The 15,403-nt window shown below is 54.2% G+C and carries 19 protein-coding genes; 9 read left to right on the top strand and 10 right to left on the bottom strand.

Annotation, left to right across the window (positions count from 1 at the left end; genetic code table 11):
* Positions 1 to 204: 204 nt before the first annotated feature.
* The gene (gene glyA / locus ACHUEV_RS06625; protein WP_394178267.1) at positions 205 to 1,500 is read right to left on the bottom strand and encodes a serine hydroxymethyltransferase; all 1,296 of its coding nucleotides are present in this window, start codon (positions 1,498 to 1,500) and stop codon (positions 205 to 207) included.
* A 186-nt stretch (positions 1,501 to 1,686) separates the two neighbouring features.
* On the opposite strand from glyA, the gene ACHUEV_RS06620 reads away from it, so the two are divergent.
* Complete coding sequence (locus ACHUEV_RS06620; RefSeq protein ID WP_394178266.1) at positions 1,687 to 2,451, top strand: NAD kinase; 765 nt, start codon at positions 1,687 to 1,689, stop codon at positions 2,449 to 2,451.
* Here ACHUEV_RS06620 and ACHUEV_RS06615 read toward each other — a convergent pair whose 3' ends face one another.
* Together ACHUEV_RS06615 and ACHUEV_RS06610 are read right to left on the bottom strand one after the other, a co-directional pair.
* Positions 2,452 to 3,126, bottom strand: a complete 675-nt coding sequence (locus tag ACHUEV_RS06615; protein ID WP_394178265.1) for a pentapeptide repeat-containing protein — start codon at positions 3,124 to 3,126, stop codon at positions 2,452 to 2,454.
* Between the two features lie 105 nt (positions 3,127 to 3,231).
* Complete coding sequence (locus ACHUEV_RS06610; RefSeq protein WP_394178264.1) at positions 3,232 to 3,873, bottom strand: NAD(P)H-dependent oxidoreductase; 642 nt, start codon at positions 3,871 to 3,873, stop codon at positions 3,232 to 3,234.
* Between the two features lie 413 nt (positions 3,874 to 4,286).
* On the opposite strand from ACHUEV_RS06610, the gene ihfB reads away from it, so the two are divergent.
* From ihfB to ACHUEV_RS06575, 7 genes are all read left to right on the top strand, one after another.
* Positions 4,287 to 4,568: an integration host factor subunit beta gene (ihfB, locus tag ACHUEV_RS06605; protein ID WP_106354922.1), complete on the top strand. Its 282-nt coding sequence runs from the start codon at positions 4,287 to 4,289 to the stop codon at positions 4,566 to 4,568.
* 27 nt (positions 4,569 to 4,595) lie between these two features.
* Positions 4,596 to 4,952, top strand: a complete 357-nt coding sequence (locus tag ACHUEV_RS06600; RefSeq protein ID WP_394178263.1) for a LapA family protein — start codon at positions 4,596 to 4,598, stop codon at positions 4,950 to 4,952.
* Positions 4,952 to 5,602 (top strand): phosphoribosylanthranilate isomerase, encoded by a 651-nt coding sequence (locus tag ACHUEV_RS06595; protein ID WP_394178262.1) that lies wholly within the window; start codon positions 4,952 to 4,954, stop codon positions 5,600 to 5,602. The genes ACHUEV_RS06600 and ACHUEV_RS06595 overlap by 1 nt, the downstream gene beginning before the upstream one ends.
* Positions 5,603 to 5,695: 93 nt before the next feature.
* Complete coding sequence (gene trpB / locus ACHUEV_RS06590) at positions 5,696 to 6,922, top strand: tryptophan synthase subunit beta (RefSeq protein WP_394178261.1); 1,227 nt, start codon at positions 5,696 to 5,698, stop codon at positions 6,920 to 6,922.
* A gap of 161 nt (positions 6,923 to 7,083) precedes the next feature.
* Positions 7,084 to 7,545 (top strand): PepSY domain-containing protein, encoded by a 462-nt coding sequence (locus ACHUEV_RS06585; RefSeq protein WP_394178260.1) that lies wholly within the window; start codon positions 7,084 to 7,086, stop codon positions 7,543 to 7,545.
* A gap of 47 nt (positions 7,546 to 7,592) precedes the next feature.
* Positions 7,593 to 8,105 carry a PepSY domain-containing protein gene (locus ACHUEV_RS06580; protein ID WP_394178259.1) on the top strand — a complete coding sequence of 171 codons (513 nt, stop codon included), beginning with the start codon at positions 7,593 to 7,595 and terminating at the stop codon, positions 8,103 to 8,105.
* A gap of 29 nt (positions 8,106 to 8,134) precedes the next feature.
* Positions 8,135 to 8,620: a helix-turn-helix transcriptional regulator gene (locus tag ACHUEV_RS06575; protein ID WP_394178258.1), complete on the top strand. Its 486-nt coding sequence runs from the start codon at positions 8,135 to 8,137 to the stop codon at positions 8,618 to 8,620.
* Here ACHUEV_RS06575 and ACHUEV_RS06570 read toward each other — a convergent pair whose 3' ends face one another.
* The 5 genes from ACHUEV_RS06570 to ACHUEV_RS06550 all read right to left on the bottom strand — a co-directional run bounded on the left by ACHUEV_RS06570 (position 8,621) and on the right by ACHUEV_RS06550 (position 12,364).
* The gene (locus tag ACHUEV_RS06570; RefSeq protein ID WP_394178257.1) at positions 8,621 to 9,004 is read right to left on the bottom strand and encodes a DUF2237 family protein; all 384 of its coding nucleotides are present in this window, start codon (positions 9,002 to 9,004) and stop codon (positions 8,621 to 8,623) included.
* A complete protein-coding gene (locus tag ACHUEV_RS06565) occupies positions 8,982 to 10,157 on the bottom strand; it encodes a serine hydrolase domain-containing protein (RefSeq protein WP_394178256.1) in 1,176 nt (391 codons plus the stop codon). The genes ACHUEV_RS06570 and ACHUEV_RS06565 overlap by 23 nt, the downstream gene beginning before the upstream one ends.
* A 61-nt stretch (positions 10,158 to 10,218) precedes the next feature.
* The gene (locus ACHUEV_RS06560) at positions 10,219 to 11,244 is read right to left on the bottom strand and encodes a DUF2332 domain-containing protein (protein WP_394178255.1); all 1,026 of its coding nucleotides are present in this window, start codon (positions 11,242 to 11,244) and stop codon (positions 10,219 to 10,221) included.
* On the bottom strand, positions 11,241 to 11,915 hold the full coding sequence (gene pth, locus ACHUEV_RS06555; protein WP_394178254.1) for an aminoacyl-tRNA hydrolase: 675 nt from the start codon (positions 11,913 to 11,915) through the stop codon (positions 11,241 to 11,243). Before pth ends, ACHUEV_RS06560 begins: the two co-directional genes overlap by 4 nt.
* Positions 11,916 to 11,947: 32 nt before the next feature.
* Positions 11,948 to 12,364 (bottom strand): MerR family transcriptional regulator, encoded by a 417-nt coding sequence (locus ACHUEV_RS06550; protein ID WP_394178253.1) that lies wholly within the window; start codon positions 12,362 to 12,364, stop codon positions 11,948 to 11,950.
* A 72-nt stretch (positions 12,365 to 12,436) separates the two neighbouring features.
* Between ACHUEV_RS06550 and ACHUEV_RS06545 the strand changes: the two genes are divergently transcribed.
* Positions 12,437 to 13,072: a cation efflux transmembrane domain-containing protein gene (locus ACHUEV_RS06545; RefSeq protein ID WP_394178252.1), complete on the top strand. Its 636-nt coding sequence runs from the start codon at positions 12,437 to 12,439 to the stop codon at positions 13,070 to 13,072.
* Between the two features lie 105 nt (positions 13,073 to 13,177).
* On the opposite strand, the gene ACHUEV_RS06540 is transcribed toward ACHUEV_RS06545, so the two are convergent.
* Positions 13,178 to 14,482, bottom strand: coding sequence for a ferredoxin reductase family protein (locus ACHUEV_RS06540; RefSeq protein ID WP_394178251.1), 1,305 nt, complete (start codon positions 14,480 to 14,482; stop codon positions 13,178 to 13,180).
* Positions 14,483 to 14,637: 155 nt separating this feature from the next.
* Positions 14,638 to 15,279, bottom strand: coding sequence for a 50S ribosomal protein L25/general stress protein Ctc (locus ACHUEV_RS06535; protein WP_394178250.1), 642 nt, complete (start codon positions 15,277 to 15,279; stop codon positions 14,638 to 14,640).
* Positions 15,280 to 15,403: the final 124 nt, after the last annotated feature.

The following is a 15,403-nucleotide window of genomic DNA, read 5'->3' as shown; positions in this document are numbered from 1 at the left end:
CATCTAGATCTGCCGAAAACCCTCTAACGAACTGCGTGTGACGCTGTGCGTCACACATCCAAATATGGTCAGTCACTTGTTTCGGCCTCTGTTGCACGCAATTTCAAAGTAACCTTAGAGAAGTTGAATATAATGTATATGGTTAACGCTTAGCATAATGAAAAGGCGGGCATCGGCCCGCCTTTGATCGTTGTGCCGCAACCCTTACAGGTTCGGATACATCGGGAATTTGTCGCAGAGCGCTTCGACTTCGGCGCGGACTTTGGCTTCGACTGCTGCGTTGCCGTCTTCGCCGTTGGCGGCCAAACCGTCGGTGGCTTCTACGATCCAGTCAGCGATTTGACGGAACTCGGCTTCGCCAAATCCGCGTGTCGTGCCTGCGGGTGAACCCAGACGGATGCCGGATGTGACCATTGGCTTTTCTGGGTCAAACGGGATGCCGTTTTTGTTGCAGGTGATATGTGCGCGACCCAGTGAGTTTTCAGTCGCGTTGCCTTTGACGCCTTTGGGGCGCAGGTCAACCAGCATCAGGTGGCTGTCGGTGCCGCCGGATACGATATCGAGGCCGCCTTTCATCAGCTGATCAGCCAATGCTTGGGCGTTTTTGACGACTTGCTCTTGGTAGGTTTTGAACTCTGGGCGCAGGGCTTCGCCGAATGCCACGGCTTTACCCGCGATGACGTGCATCAGTGGGCCGCCTTGGATGCCGGGGAAGATGGCAGAGTTCACCTTTTTCGCGATGTCCGCGTCGTTGGTGCAGATCATGCCGCCACGTGGGCCGCGCAGTGTTTTGTGCGTGGTTGTTGTCGCAACATGTGCGTGTGGGAACGGCGATGGGTAGATGCCTGCCGCAACCAGACCAGCAAAGTGGGCCATATCAACCATCAGGATCGCGCCAACGCTATCCGCAATCTCGCGCATTTTTGCGAAGTCGATGATGCGTGGGATCGCGGAACCGCCTGCGATGATCATCTTTGGCTGGTGCTCGGTCGCGAGAGACTGAACCTCGTCATAATCCAGCAGGCTGTCCTGACGACGCACGCCGTATTGGATCGCATTGTAGATTTTACCGGATTGGTTCGGCTTTGCACCGTGGGTCAGGTGGCCACCTGCGTCCAGTGACATGCCAAGAATGGTATCGCCCGGTTTGATCAGTGCGTTGTAGACGCCTTGGTTCGCCTGAGAGCCAGAGTTCGGCTGCACGTTCACATATTCACAACCGAACAATTGCTTGGCGCGGTCAATCGCAAGGTTTTCCGCAACGTCGACAAATTCGCAGCCACCGTAGTAGCGGCGACCCGGGTAACCTTCGGCGTATTTGTTTGTCATCACGCTGCCTTGGGCTTCCATGACGGCGGCGGATACAATGTTTTCGGATGCGATCAGTTCGATCTCTTTGCGCTGGCGGCCCAGTTCGCCTTGGATCGCGGCGTGGATTTCTGGATCACGTGTATCCAGTGTTTCGGTGAAAAAGCCGGCGTCGCGGACTGCAGATGTCATGGATGTTTTCCCTTCTCAGGTGCCAAAAGCGGTAAGACTGGCCCCTCATACCGTAGGAATGCCCTGTTCTAAAGCATCAAAACGACCATGATCTTTATGAGCGCGTCATGAAGGTTTCGTATCCGCGTCTTGCGTTTCAGGTTTGATCAAAGCACAACTATCCGGAACAAGAGGAAACTTTCGCCAATGCCGCAGCCAAAAATTGCTTTTGTCGCCAGTCCTGTCCCGACAGCACAAAGCGCATTGCGTGAATTATCGGAACGGTATGGCGATGTGCCGCCGGATCAGGCCGACGTGATCGTGGCCCTGGGTGGTGATGGTTTCATGCTTGATACTTTGCACGGAACCCAAGGGCTGGATGTGCCTGTGTATGGCATGAACCGTGGCACGGTTGGCTTCTTGATGAATGAGTTCCATGCCGAAGATCTGGTTGAACGACTGAATGCCGCTGTGGAGGAGGTCATCAACCCGCTGGCCATGACGGCCCTGACAGTGGACGGCCACATGCACGAGGCGCTTGCCATCAACGAGGTCAGCCTTCTGCGCGCAGGCCCACAGGCGGCAAAGCTGCGTATTACAGTGGATAGTAAACTGCGTATGCCCGAGCTGGTGTGCGATGGCGCGTTGTTGGCAACGCCCGCGGGATCGACCGCCTATAACTATTCCGCGCACGGTCCGATCTTGCCGATTGGTTCTGATGTTTTGGCCCTGACCGCCATGTCTGCATTCCGTCCCCGCCGCTGGCGCGGTGCGCTGCTGCCAAAACGCGCGGTGGTGCGGTTCGACGTAATCGACCCCGGCAAACGCCCGGTTATGGCCGACGCTGACGGAAAATCAGTGCGCAATGTTGCCAGTGTGGAGATTAGGTCAGAACCAATGGTCAAACACCGGATACTTTTTGATCCGGGTCATGGGCTAGAAGAACGACTGATCAGGGAACAGTTTGTTTGATCAAAGTACCTGTAGCCCAAGCTGACTAAGAAGGTCCGCAGCCTGCTGTTTGGATATGATGGCACCTTTGTAGCGTTTTGAGTCAGATATTTGGATGCCGCCAAGGTTCGCACCGCGTAGGTCCGCGCCTTCGAAGCGGCAGTCATGCAGGCGGGCGTCCTGCAGAAGGCAGTCCTCGAACACCGTTTCTCGAAAATCGCAGTTACGCAGATCAGCCTCGCTAAAGTCGATCTGGGTCAGCGTGGATTTTTTGAAAGAGAAACCAGATATGGCGGCCATGACAAAGAGGACTTCATGCACGGTTAAATCCAATGCACGTACTTCTGTCATCTCTGTTCCGGTCATTTTGCAACGCATGACATTGGCAGATGAAAGTGTGGCACCGCGAAAGTTGCTGTTGCTGAAGTCACCCCCGTCGATGATCGCCTCTGTTAGGTCTGCACCGGGGAAGTTCGCGCCTGTCGCACGGCAGCCTTTGAAATGGCTTCGTTCAAGCCGGGTGCTGCTGAAATCGGCATGCGAGAGGTTGCAGCCTTCGAACGTCCAGCCTGATAGATCAAGCCGCGAAAAATTTAGCGCGCTCAGGTCGCAGTTTCTTAGGGTTTGAGGCTGACCTGCCTTACTTAGACGTTCTAGCGCAGATTGCGTCGGTGGATCAGTGATCGGTGTGGTCATCTTGTTTGCCTTTGCTGGGGCCACGACAACCCATGTCTGTATCGAATAAAAAGCTCTGACATAATACACTATGCCAGAGCTAATCTCATTCACTTTGGTCACGCCTTAGTTAGCGGCGTTAACCCGTGTGATGAACTTGTCAGCGTCGCGCCGAACTTTGGTTTGGCCATTCAGCCAGTCACCTTCTGGGTCACGGTAGCCGAGTGGCATGATCGCGACCGAGCGCAGGCCGCGTTCGCGCAGGCCTAGGATTTCGTCGAATTTATCCGCCTCAAAGCCTTCCATTGGCGTGCTGTCGACTTCTTCGAATGCGGCAGCGGTTAGCGCGATGCCAAGGCCGATGTAGGCTTGGCGGGCGGCGTGGTCGAAGTTCACATCCGCAGGGCGGGACAGGTACATGCCTTTTAGACGGTCATAGTATCCGGTCAGCGCTTCGGTCAGTCCGCCGCGTGCCGCTGCTGTGTCGTTCACGACGCCGTCGATGCGTTCGTTGGTGTAGTTGTCCCAAGCTGCGAAAACCAACAGGTGGCTGCCGTCAACAATCTGAGCTTGGTCAAAGGCTGCATCTTTCAGCTTTGCGCGCACGGTTGGGTCCGTTACGACGATGACTTCGAATGGCTGAAGGCCACTGGAAGTGGGTGCAAGGCGAACAGCCTCTAGGATGGCCTCGACCTTTTCTTCGGGGACAGGTTTTGACGCGTCCATTTTTTTCGTGGCGTAACGCCAGTTTAAGCGATCTAGAAGCATAGTAGTATTCCTGATTGGGCGGGGCGAGAGCCCGCGTTGTACACGACAGTATTTGGGGCGTAACTCGTGTTTCAGGAACCCCAGAGTTTGCACAGGTGTTGTGTATTCGTGCACAAGATTATCATTGTAATGTTCGATCTGGCACATATCGCAAAATAAGCGGGTGCCACTTGTGTGCGGGCGCAGCATAGCCGAATCGGGGTTTTACGCTGTGATGCAGCATTTGGTCTGTGCGTGGTTGAACACGGGTCCGTTGGCGTCAAACAAAGCAATAATTCCGGGTCCAGCCCGAATTTTGGACGAATTCCCTACACCAGAGCTATTTCCCGAAGGCGGCAAACTGCCTATAGTCGTTTGAAAAGCGGGAACAAACTCGCAGTATGTGATATGTGTTTTTTGGGAGGCCACTTGTTATGATCCGATCTGAATTGATTCAAAAAATCGCCGATGAGAACCCTCATTTGTATCAGCGCGACGTCGAAAAAATCGTTAATACTATTTTTGAGGAGATCACGGACGCTATGTCGCGTGGTGATCGTGTCGAATTGCGTGGCTTTGGCGCGTTTTCGGTGAAAAAACGTGACCAACGTATCGGTCGCAACCCACGTACGGGTGAAGCGGTCGAAGTTGAAGAAAAACATGTTCCGTTTTTTAAGACCGGTAAGCTCTTGCGGGATCGGCTGAACGGCAACTAAAGCTTGAACGGTAACTAAGAGGGTACCATGAAAACCATTCGCTACGCCTTTTGGGCCATTGTTGGCCTGTGCTTGATCCTGATTGGGTTGGCAAATCGCGGTCTTGTGACAGTACGCGCTTTGCCGACAGCTGTCGCAGATCTGTTTGGGCTATCGCCAGATCTACAGCTGCCCCTATTCATCGTCATCTTTTTGGGCGTTGGCGCTGGGCTTTTGATTGGCTTTTTGTGGGAGTGGGTCCGCGAGCACCGTGTTCGCGCTGAATCACGTGCGAAAAGTCGCGAGCTTGATGCATTGCGTCGCGAAGTTAAGAAATTGCGTGGCGAAGCCGTTGGCGCGAAAAACAGTGATGATGTTCTTGCGCTGCTGGAAAACGCGGGCTGATGGACTCTGACATTCGGATTAAGATTTGCGGTCTGCGGACCGTTGCTGATGTATTGGCAGCGGCAGACGCGGGCGCGACCTATGTCGGGTTCAATTTCTTTCCCAAGTCACCGCGCTATGTCAGTTTCGATAAAGCGCGTGATTTAGCTGTCGAAGTGCCCGTTGGTGTCGCCAAAGTCGGGCTTGTCGTGAATGCTGACGATACGTTGCTTGATGCGCTGACAGAACGCGTGCCGCTTGATATGTTGCAGCTTCACGGGAGCGAGACACGAGAGCGCGTTGCCGAAATTCGGGCGCGCTATGGCCTGCCAGTGATGAAAGTATTGGGTATATCGGGACCTGCCGATCTGGACGCGATTGATGCCTATAGCGCAGTTGCGGATCAGTTAATGCTGGATGCAAAGCCGCCAAAGGATGCGGTGCTGCCCGGTGGAAACGGGATCAGCTTTGATTGGTCACTGTTGTCTGGGCGCAAATACTGGACCAAACCTTGGATGCTTGCGGGTGGTTTGAACGCCGATAACGTTGCCGAGGCGATCAAGCACACAGGTGTGAAGCAGGTTGATGTGGCTTCAGGTGTTGAATCCGCGCCGGGTGTAAAGGACGCTGAACTAATGAAGGCGTTTTGTGAAGCTGCGCGGGGCGCTTAATTCACGCGTTTGCGCAGCGCAAATGACCCTGCCTGCTTTACCATCATGCACAATGACGCTAGTCCTGACGGGCGCGATAATATTAGGTGTGACATGGCCAACGATCTATTCAATAGCTTCATGACGGGTCCCGATGAAAAGGGACGTTTTGGTGATTTTGGGGGCCGTTTTGTTTCGGAAACCCTGATGCCGCTGATCCTCGAACTTGAGGAGCGGTATGAATATGCCAAGACGGATGAAACCTTCTGGGCAGAGATGAATGATCTGTGGACCAACTATGTTGGCCGTCCTAGCCCCCTATATCACGCCGAACGCCTCTCAGAGCATCTGGGCGGCGCTAAGATTTATCTCAAGCGCGATGAGCTGAACCACACAGGCGCGCATAAAATCAACAACGTGCTTGGTCAGATCATTCTGGCCCGTCGCATGGGCAAGACCCGCATTATCGCTGAAACAGGTGCTGGACAGCACGGTGTTGCGACGGCGACCGTTTGTGCGAAATTCGGTCTAAAATGTGTGGTCTATATGGGGGCACATGACGTTGAACGCCAAGCACCGAACGTATTCCGTATGCGTCTGTTAGGTGCCGAAGTCGTTCCTGTGACCTCTGGTCGTGGCACATTGAAAGACGCGATGAACGATGCGCTGCGTGATTGGGTAACCAACGTTCGCGACACATTCTATTGCATCGGTACGGTTGCGGGTCCGCACCCTTATCCTGCGATGGTCCGTGATTTTCAGGCGATCATTGGCAAAGAAACCAAAGAGCAGATGCACGCCGCCGAAGGCCGTTTGCCTGATACATTAGTTGCTGCGATCGGTGGCGGATCAAATGCCATGGGCCTGTTCTTTCCGTTCCTTGATGACAAAGACGTCAATATCATCGGCGTAGAGGCCGGCGGCAAAGGCGTGAACGCCAAGATGGAACATTGCGCGTCACTGACGGGCGGTCGCCCCGGTGTGTTGCACGGTAACCGGACCTATCTGTTGCAAGATGACGATGGTCAGATTTTGGAAGGTTTCAGCATCTCGGCTGGTCTTGATTATCCCGGTATCGGGCCAGAGCACGCATGGCTACATGAAATTGGCCGCGCCAAATACGTATCGATCACTGATGTCGAAGCGCTTGAGGCGTTTCAGCTGTGCTGTGCGCTGGAAGGGATCATTCCTGCGCTAGAGCCATCACACGCGCTGGCACATGTGATGAAGATCGCGCCGACACTACCCAAGGATCACTTGCTGGTCATGAATATGTGTGGGCGTGGTGACAAAGATATCTTTACCGTCGCCAAACACCTTGGCTTTGATATGAAGACCTAAATTACCTCATTTACGGGCCTAAACGAAAGTTTAGGCCCGTAATCTTAGGTTTAAGTTCCCCTTTATAAACCCCTGATCCATGGCCTGCGCTTTGGTTGGTGGTGAATATCACATCGACGGACCGCATATGGTCGGCCCGCATGTTTGAAAGGAACTTACTCATGAAAAAACTACTGCTTTCCACAACCGCCGCCGTCGCATTGTCAGCGAGCGCTGTCTTTGCACAGTCTATCGCTGAGCAAGTGATCACCCAGCTGCAAGCTGAAGGGTATGACCGGATCGAGGTCAAGAACGGCCCAACCCAAGTCAAAGTCGAAGCGATCCGCGACGGCATGAAATTGGAAGTTGTCTATGACGCACTCACGGGCGAAGTTCTTAAGCAAGAAGTAGAGCCAGTCGACAGTGATGATGACACATCAAGCGGCGTCAGCGTTGAGGATGATGATGAAGACTTCATCGATGACGACGATGACGACGACGATGACGACGACGACGATGATGACGACGACGACGACGATGATGACGACGACGATGACGACGACGACGATGATGATGACGACGATGATGACGACGACGATGATGATGATGATGATGATGATGACGACGATGACGATGACGACTAAGCACCGCGTACTGTCCGAAGCGTCGAAAATCGCGTAATGGAGTAGGTATGTTTAAGAGGCTATTATTATGTCTCGTTCTGGCTGGGGCGCCGCTCACTGCGGTGGCCCAGTCTGTTCAAGACCAGATTGTGTCCCAGCTGCAGGCTCAGGGCTTTGACAAGATTACTTTGAATAACACGTGGTTGGGCCGCGTTCGCGTTATTGCTTTGCGTAATGATTTGCGCCGTGAATTGGTCTTTAATCCTCAAACGGGCGAAATCCTTCGGGACTATTGGGTTACGCTTGACGATGACGACAACGATGATGGTCCAAGAATTTTCAACCCGGATGGGGGTGGCAGCTCGTCGGAGAACGCCAAAGACGATGATCACGATGACGACAGCGATGATCGTGACGACGATGATCGCGATGACGATGACGACGATGATCGCGATGACGATGACGACGATGATCGCGATGACGATGACGACGATGATCGCGATGACGATGATGATCGCGACGATGACGATGATGAAGAGGATGACGACGAGGACGATGACGACGACGAGGATGACGAATAGTTGCGCTTAACCTCAGTTAGGAACGCCCCTTGAAAGGGCAGTGGTACGTCGCAGCGATTGTGATTGTGCAGGTGCTTTGCGCCTTCTTTTTCGTGTCTCAAATTGTCGCGTCGATGCTTGGGCTCGCGCCAATCAGTTGGAACCTATACGAACTGATCGAACTGGGGGCCGCGCTTGGTTTGCTGCTGGGTGTTGGGCTTGGCGTGCTGCTGTTGCGCAAAACAATGGCCCGCAATGTGCATGTGGAAGGACAGCTTCGTATTGCCTCTGGCGCGTTCATGGACGTGGTCGAGGAACGGTTTAGCGAATGGGGGTTAACACCTGCCGAACGTGACGTGGCGTTGTTCGCCATCAAAGGGTTATCAACCCAAGAAATAGCGGACCTGCGTACCGTCAGCGAAGGAACCATCAAGGCGCAGACCAACGCCATCTTTCGCAAAGCTGGTGTGACCGGGCGTACGCAGCTTTTAAGCCTATTTATTGATGAGCTGATGGCCGGCACGGATGCGGGCTGATTAGTTCAGGTTTGCCCCCAAAGCGTGGGTGCGCAGCACATCGATCGAAACGATCTCGAGGGCACGGACATGCGTGGCGTGCAAATTGACTTGGGGTGCGCAGCCTTCTTCGTGTGCTTGCAGGAACCGGCTTGCACAAAGGCACCAGCTGTCGCCAGCTTTTAACCCTGTAAATCCATACTCGGGGCGCGGTGTGCTTAGATCGTTGCCGACGTATTTCGAATAGGCCAGAAATTCATCCGTCATCACGGCGCAAACTGTATGGCTGCCTTGGTCTTGGGCGCAGGTATCGCATGATCCATTGCGAAAGAACCCGGTCATCGGATCTGTAGAGCAAGGGATCAAGCTGCTGCCTAGGACGTTAAAGGACGGGTCTTTTTCCATGGTTTTTCAGGCTTTCTGCGATCTCTTGAAAGATCACTTCGTTTTCGCGGCTGACGCCATCTTCGCGGAATGCCCGGTCGGCACTATGCGTGGCGATGACGACGTTGTTGATACGATCAATGTAAATGTATTGCCCGTAAATGCCACGGGCCAAAAACTGTCCGTCTTCGTATCCAAGCGGTATCCACCATTGGTATCCATATCCGATTTCATCAGGTGCGGTTTTTGCGCTCGCGGTTGTAGACGCGGTGACCCAATCCTCGGGCACGATTTGTTTGCCGTTCCATTGACCACCCTGTGCCATCATTTGCCCAAAGCGGGCATTGTCGCGGGTTGTGCAATTCAAGCCGCCCAAAACAAACGCCACGCCATTGCCATCAGTAAGGTAATAGGGGGCTTGTTCCATTCCCAATGGCGCGATGATCTTTTCGTGCAGTAGTTCCGCGATGCCGCGCCCTGTTGCACCTCGAATGACCATCCCGATGATGTGAGTGTCGATGGACACATATTCCATCCGTTCACCGGGCTGTGCGGCGCTTTTGGTTTGCTGTTTTGCAAAGCCGTCCATTGACCCGCCAAGCGCAAGAACCCGGCCCATCCGGTTAATGTCGGAAAAGAACGCGAGGTAGTCTTCGTCAAAGGCAAGGCCCGACGACATTTGCAGGACGTCTTTGATCGTCGCATCTTTATAGGCGGTGCCGGATAGTTCGGGCGCGTATTTGGTGACGGGGTCGTCAATGCTTTCGATTGCGCCTTCGGCCAAGACAATGCCAAATAGGGCCGACAGATAGCTTTTTGATACTGACCAGTTGATCCGTAGATCATTTGGCCCAGTGCCGTGAAAGTAGTCTTCGAATACCAATTCACCGTCTTTTAGCACGACCAATGCGGTCACGTTGCGGTCTTTGATCCACTGATACGCCTGTGGCGATAGTGTAGCAGTTGTGCCTGTCCTAAGCGGAATTGAAGGGGATGAAGCAGGAAGCTGATCCGACAGGAACACTGAGTTCATGTGCGAGAAATTATGCACGATCTTGTCGGCCGAAAACAGGTTCAACACATGGCGTAGTCGTCCAAGCTCGGTCCGTTTCCAAAATGCTAGCGCCGCTAGGCCGCCGACAGTGGCGATTGCCGCCGAAGATATTATGTTCATTATGTTTTCCGTCGTAATTCACCTGAACATGCCTTGCCGAGCCTAGCGTTGCAATGCGTGTTTATGGGGCAGCCCAATGCACCCAGCGCCCATGAAAATCAGCGCGTCCGAGAGGTATGGTTAAGTCGCCGGGCCATAGGCGCAGCGTTAGCGCCGCTCCGGGGCTTTGATCGTCTGCCTCCATCCCGAACCAAGCAAGAGGCGTATCATCTGTTGCATCTTCGCCCGCTTTGGCAATCGCCGCCGTTCCTTCGGCCTGCTTGTCCGCTGGGAAATACTGCCAAGCGATGGTGCTGTAGATCATGTGCAGCTCGCCCGGTTTATGGTGAAGCTGGGAGCGCAGCCAATCAATCGCATCGCCTTGATCAACAGGTGTCTGAGCTGCGGCAATGGCCGCCTGAGTGAGCCGCAGCCGTTCGGGTTGATCTGGCCATAGGTAGGCTTGCAAGCGTAGTGCGTCGCTTTGCGGGTTAAGCGGGTTCAAATCCACGCCTGCGCGGTTAGTTACGTTTGGCTGGGCCTTTGGGGGCAGGGGGCCTGTCCAATCAGGGCGCAGCGTGAGGATAGGGTCAACGGGGCCAAAACTCTGCCCGCTAACCTCTAATGCGTAGCGATCCCACTGCAGGTTCAGCCCGGCACTTGCGCCCAACTCAGATGTGCGGATTGGCAGCCCAAAGCGATCAGCCAAGAAATGCCCGACTGCGATCAAAGCCGCAGACCTTCGGACTTCGTTGGTTTGCGGCGGACTATCGAGCCACGCCATGATGGTTGGGGATTGGTCGCACAGTGTCTGGCTGACTGCCTGCCATAAAATGTTGTCTGGCACAGCATTGGGTGGATAGGCAGCATCAAGCACAGCATCGCCATTCAGGCGTAGGGCATGTAGCGCACCGGCAAGCCGCAATGGCACCGATTGGCTGCGCGGACTGAGATCACCTTGCCATTGGAATATCCGATCTGTGACCGGGCAGTCAGGCCATTCGCGCGTCGCGCAAAGGCCCATGAGTTGGCCCATAAAGGGCGACCCAAGTTCCGTGCAGGATTGGGATTGATTGGCGAATGCCGCAGAGACATTCGCGGGGATCACCGAAAGCGATCCACCAGCTTTTGCATGGGCGACCGCGCGTCGTTGTCTGGCTCTGGTGCTGCGACCGTTGGTTTGGGCTTTGGCTTGCTTGTCGATGACCGTGGGGGCGCGACGCGCAGGGCAATCGCATTCAGGAACTTTGGCCCGTCACCTGCAACAAGATCAGCGATGCCATCACTGATCCCGCGCATTTCATCGTCCAGCCATTCAGCGTCAGACTTGGCAAAATCGCGCAGCACGTATCCTGCAACCGCATCCTTGTGGCCGGGGTGTCCGATGCCCATTCGCACGCGGTCATAATCAGGACCGATATGTCCGTGGATAGACCGCAATCCGTTGTGTCCCGCATGACCGCCACCTGTTTTCAGGCGAACCTTGCCGGGGGCAAGATCCAGCTCATCGTGGAACACAATGATGTCTTCGGGTGCAAGTTTAAGATAGCGCATTGCCTCGCCAACGGATTGGCCAGACAGGTTCATGAATGTTTCGGGTTTGAGCAGGGCAACCTTTTCAGAACCAAATCGCCCTTCGGAGATCTGTCCTTGGAATTTGCTGCGCCACGGTGAAAAACCGTGGTCTGCTGCGATAACATCCATGGCCATAAAGCCGATGTTGTGACGATTTCGCGCGTATTTCGCGCCGGGATTACCTAGGCCTACGATAAGTTTCATAGCGTTTACTTAACCCATGCCGCACCGCAGCGCTAGTGCGCGGTTTCGCACAGGCTGTGATCGGCAAGAGATGTCAGAACATAACAGTCGCTTGCCCGCCCTTTTCCGTCGCAATGGGTGGCGATCCGGACCAGTTCCGTTTCCAGCCGCTGCAAGCGTGCAATCTTGGCACGCACGTCATCAAGTTGGCCTGTAGCAATCGCATTTGCGGTCGCACATGAATGATCAGGGTGATCGTTCAAATCAATCAGCGCACGTATCGCCTCGATGGTGAAACCCAGATCGCGGGCGTGTTTGATGAAGCCCAGCCGATCCAGCCCAGCCTGTGAATAGCGTCGCTGATTTCCGGCCGTGCGCTCAGGTTCGGGCATTAGTCCCATTTCTTCGTAGTAACGAATAGTCGGAATTTTTACCCCTGTTCGGTCAGAAAGCGCGCCGATGGAAAACATCTGAAAAACCTCTTGAACCTCTAGTTACTAGAGACGTTAGATCATGAGTCGCAAAGATGAAAGGATATTAAGATGGCAGGTTGTTGCGGGCATGATGCCCAATTTGAAGGGGTGTCAGCCGACTATAAACGGCGTCTTTGGGCAGTTATCGCGATTAATGCGGGGATGTTCGTGGTCGAGATGACGGCGGGGCATATGGCGCGCAGCCAAGCATTGCAGGCCGACGCGTTGGATTTCTTTGGGGATGCAGTGACCTATGGCATTTCATTGGCCGTAATCGGCGCGTCTTCACGGGTACGCAGCACTGCCGCATTGACCAAAGGGATCAGCCTGTTGTTGATGGGGCTTTGGGTGTTCGGAACAACAGCATACCGAGTCTTTGCTGTCGGCGTTCCAACCGCAGAAGTAATGGGGATCATCGGTTTTCTGGCGCTCATCGCCAACCTTGCCAGCGTGGGACTGTTAATGCGTTACAAAGACGGCGACGCAAACGTGCGATCCGTTTGGCTATGTTCACGTAATGACGCAATCGGGAATGTTGCGGTTATGGTTGCCGCACTTGGGGTTTGGGGCACCGCGACCGGCTGGCCCGATCTGATCGTTGCAGGAGTCATGGCCGGGCTGTTCTTGTCATCGGCATGGCAGATTATTAGGCAGGCGCTACGAGAACTGCGAAGACATGTAGGGCACAGCACGTCATCTGGCTAGATCATGCCACGTGCGGCAAATCCCATTAATGAAAGCATGAGAATAACGTTCACGATCCAAATAACGATTGATACGCGTCGCTGCATTGACACTTGTCTGAACAGATCAGTCATAGTTGAACCTTTCTGATAGGATCTGGCTGGAAGGTGTGCCTCTTGAGATGAGGTGTTCTTCGATCATGTCCATCATGATTGGTGGGCCGCAAAGAACGAATAGCCAGTCTTTGTACTGCGTGTCCGAGAACATACTGTCCAGCAGGCGCGCATCGATTAGTCCGCTTTCACCTTTCCAATGTGCGGGTGGTTCAGACAGCACGTAAGTTACGTCTTGATCAGTTAGTTCGTCGCGATAGACGATCTGATCTTCGCGTTTGTTCCCATAGATGAGTTTCACCTCGCGTGGGTCGTTCGTATTTCGAAGATCACGCAGAATGCTGAGCAGCGGGGCGACGCCTACGCCACCGGCGATGAGCGCGATGCCGGGCTCATTGCGCCCGTCGACGGTAAGATGTCCGAATGGCCCATCAAGGTAAGCGCGGTCGCCGATTTTGATTTGATCGAGCGAACGCGTGAAGTCTCCGAGTTCTTTGATAACGAAGGAAATGTCAGCACCCGCGCTTGGTGCGGAGCTAATCGAAAACGGGTTTTCGTGTAGCGTGAGTGGGCTGTGTCCAAGGTTTAGCCATCCGAACTGTCCGGCTTTGTACTCAATACCGCTGTGTCCATCTGGCGAGATCGTGAGCCCCCATTGCTTTGGTGTCAGCCGTTTGATTTCGGTCACGCGCCATCCCTGCGAACGCTGCAATAGGGGCGCGATCAGATAGACATAAAGTAGCGAACCCGCTGCGATTGCCGTCATTCCCAGCCATAGCCCGACCATAACAGGCTCAGCGCCATACCGCCCCGCATAGATCGCGTGATGCAAGAGTAGCCCTGCGATCAAAAGCGCGCCAATGCCGTGCAGCAGCCGCCATGTTTCGTATTTGTAATCGAGTTGAGTGCGAGCGATGGCAAGCAAAACGAGGCTCGGCAAAAGGATGAAGGCCGCAATGCCGGTCGCGAGGTTAGTGAAGTCTGTCGTTACGGTAAGCTGCCGGGTGGCGTCCCATGGTCGCGCCCCGCCTGATGGGCTGCCGCGGTATAGAAATGGATGTAGCATGGCGAAAACCAATGCGGTGCGCGCCATAAGTTGGTGAAACCGCATCGTCACGTCCATCCCGATACCGTTTGAGATGCGCTTGAAGCGCCCAGACAAAACGAATTCCGCAAGGATCATCGAAAAGGCCAGCATCCCGAGGCCAGATGCAAGTTCGTGTCGGAATGGCCGCGGTTCTGTACCAGATGCCCATGACAGGATCAGGGGAAGCAATACCGCGAGTAGGTATATCAAGAGGAGACCAAGAGCTTTCATGCGTTCATTGTGCCGTATTCGCGGCGGGTGACATTGATATGGCTCAAGCGTTCAACGCATTGCGCGGCGTGATTTCGCCCTGCTCAGTTATCGTGGTGTCCAAAACAAAAAGGGCACCCAAATGGGTGCCCTTTGATCCACGCGAATGCGTTGGATTATTCTGTCGCTGCTTCTTCGGCTGCTTCTTCTGCGCCTTCTTCTGCTTCATCTTCATCGTCAGCAGACAATGTACGTGGAGCAGAGATGTTCGCGATGACGAAGTCACGTTCGATAACAGATTTCGCACCTTCAGGAAGTGTGACGTCGCTGATGTGGATAACATCGCCCATTTGCGTTTCCGCAAGATCAACAGTGATGTGATCAGGGATTTCACCGGCTAGAACATCAAGTTCGACTTCGTTACGAACAACAGTCAGAACGCCGCCTTTTTTCACACCTGGGCAGGTGTCTGCGTTTGCAAACTCAACAGGAATGAACAATTTCACACGGCTTGTACGCTTCAGGCGCATCAGGTCGATGTGAGTTGGCAGGTCTTTAACCACGTCGCGCTGAACGCCACGGCAGATCACGCGCACGTCTTCTTGACCTTCAACCTTGAGGTTGAAAAGAGTCGACATGAAGCGGCCTTTGCGCAGCATAGTCAGCAGGTAGTTGAATGGGATGCTGATGGATTGGGGCTCTGCGCCACCACCATAAACAATGCCAGGTACGTCGCCATCACGGCGAGCTTGGCGGGCGGCCCCCTTGCCTGTCCCCGCGCGTACCTTGGCGTTAAGATCTGGGATCTTTCCAGCCATAGTAATTCTCCGATATGTTATGAGCCGCCCTCCAAGGGTGTGCGGCCCGTTAAGGACTGTGCCTATAGGCGGGATTCGCCCTGTTGAAAAGGGGTTTTGTGTATGCGCGATGGCCCAAGATAGT

The organism is Yoonia maritima (assembly GCF_043641945.1).
Taxonomy (GTDB): Bacteria; Pseudomonadota; Alphaproteobacteria; order Rhodobacterales; family Rhodobacteraceae; genus Yoonia; species Yoonia maritima_B.
Note: the sequence above shows the minus strand (reverse complement) of the source record. Positions and strands in the feature narration are given on the sequence as shown.

Bases quoted from the DNA above. Each gene is read 5' to 3' on its own strand.
- glyA (WP_394178267.1), bottom strand. From the start codon at position 1,500: ATGACATCTGCAGTCCGCGACGCCGGCTTTTTCACCGAAACACTGGAT.
- ACHUEV_RS06620 (WP_394178266.1), top strand. From the start codon at position 1,687: ATGCCGCAGCCAAAAATTGCTTTTGTCGCCAGTCCTGTCCCGACAGCA.
- ACHUEV_RS06615 (WP_394178265.1), bottom strand. From the start codon at position 3,126: ATGACCACACCGATCACTGATCCACCGACGCAATCTGCGCTAGAACGT.
- ACHUEV_RS06610 (WP_394178264.1), bottom strand. From the start codon at position 3,873: ATGCTTCTAGATCGCTTAAACTGGCGTTACGCCACGAAAAAAATGGAC.
- ihfB (WP_106354922.1), top strand. From the start codon at position 4,287: ATGATCCGATCTGAATTGATTCAAAAAATCGCCGATGAGAACCCTCAT.
- ACHUEV_RS06600 (WP_394178263.1), top strand. From the start codon at position 4,596: ATGAAAACCATTCGCTACGCCTTTTGGGCCATTGTTGGCCTGTGCTTG.
- ACHUEV_RS06595 (WP_394178262.1), top strand. From the start codon at position 4,952: ATGGACTCTGACATTCGGATTAAGATTTGCGGTCTGCGGACCGTTGCT.
- trpB (WP_394178261.1), top strand. From the start codon at position 5,696: ATGGCCAACGATCTATTCAATAGCTTCATGACGGGTCCCGATGAAAAG.
- ACHUEV_RS06585 (WP_394178260.1), top strand. From the start codon at position 7,084: ATGAAAAAACTACTGCTTTCCACAACCGCCGCCGTCGCATTGTCAGCG.
- ACHUEV_RS06580 (WP_394178259.1), top strand. From the start codon at position 7,593: ATGTTTAAGAGGCTATTATTATGTCTCGTTCTGGCTGGGGCGCCGCTC.
- ACHUEV_RS06570 (WP_394178257.1), bottom strand. From the start codon at position 9,004: ATGGAAAAAGACCCGTCCTTTAACGTCCTAGGCAGCAGCTTGATCCCT.
- ACHUEV_RS06565 (WP_394178256.1), bottom strand. From the start codon at position 10,157: ATGAACATAATATCTTCGGCGGCAATCGCCACTGTCGGCGGCCTAGCG.
- pth (WP_394178254.1), bottom strand. From the start codon at position 11,915: ATGAAACTTATCGTAGGCCTAGGTAATCCCGGCGCGAAATACGCGCGA.
- ACHUEV_RS06550 (WP_394178253.1), bottom strand. From the start codon at position 12,364: ATGTTTTCCATCGGCGCGCTTTCTGACCGAACAGGGGTAAAAATTCCG.
- ACHUEV_RS06545 (WP_394178252.1), top strand. From the start codon at position 12,437: ATGGCAGGTTGTTGCGGGCATGATGCCCAATTTGAAGGGGTGTCAGCC.
- ACHUEV_RS06540 (WP_394178251.1), bottom strand. From the start codon at position 14,482: ATGAAAGCTCTTGGTCTCCTCTTGATATACCTACTCGCGGTATTGCTT.
- ACHUEV_RS06535 (WP_394178250.1), bottom strand. From the start codon at position 15,279: ATGGCTGGAAAGATCCCAGATCTTAACGCCAAGGTACGCGCGGGGACA.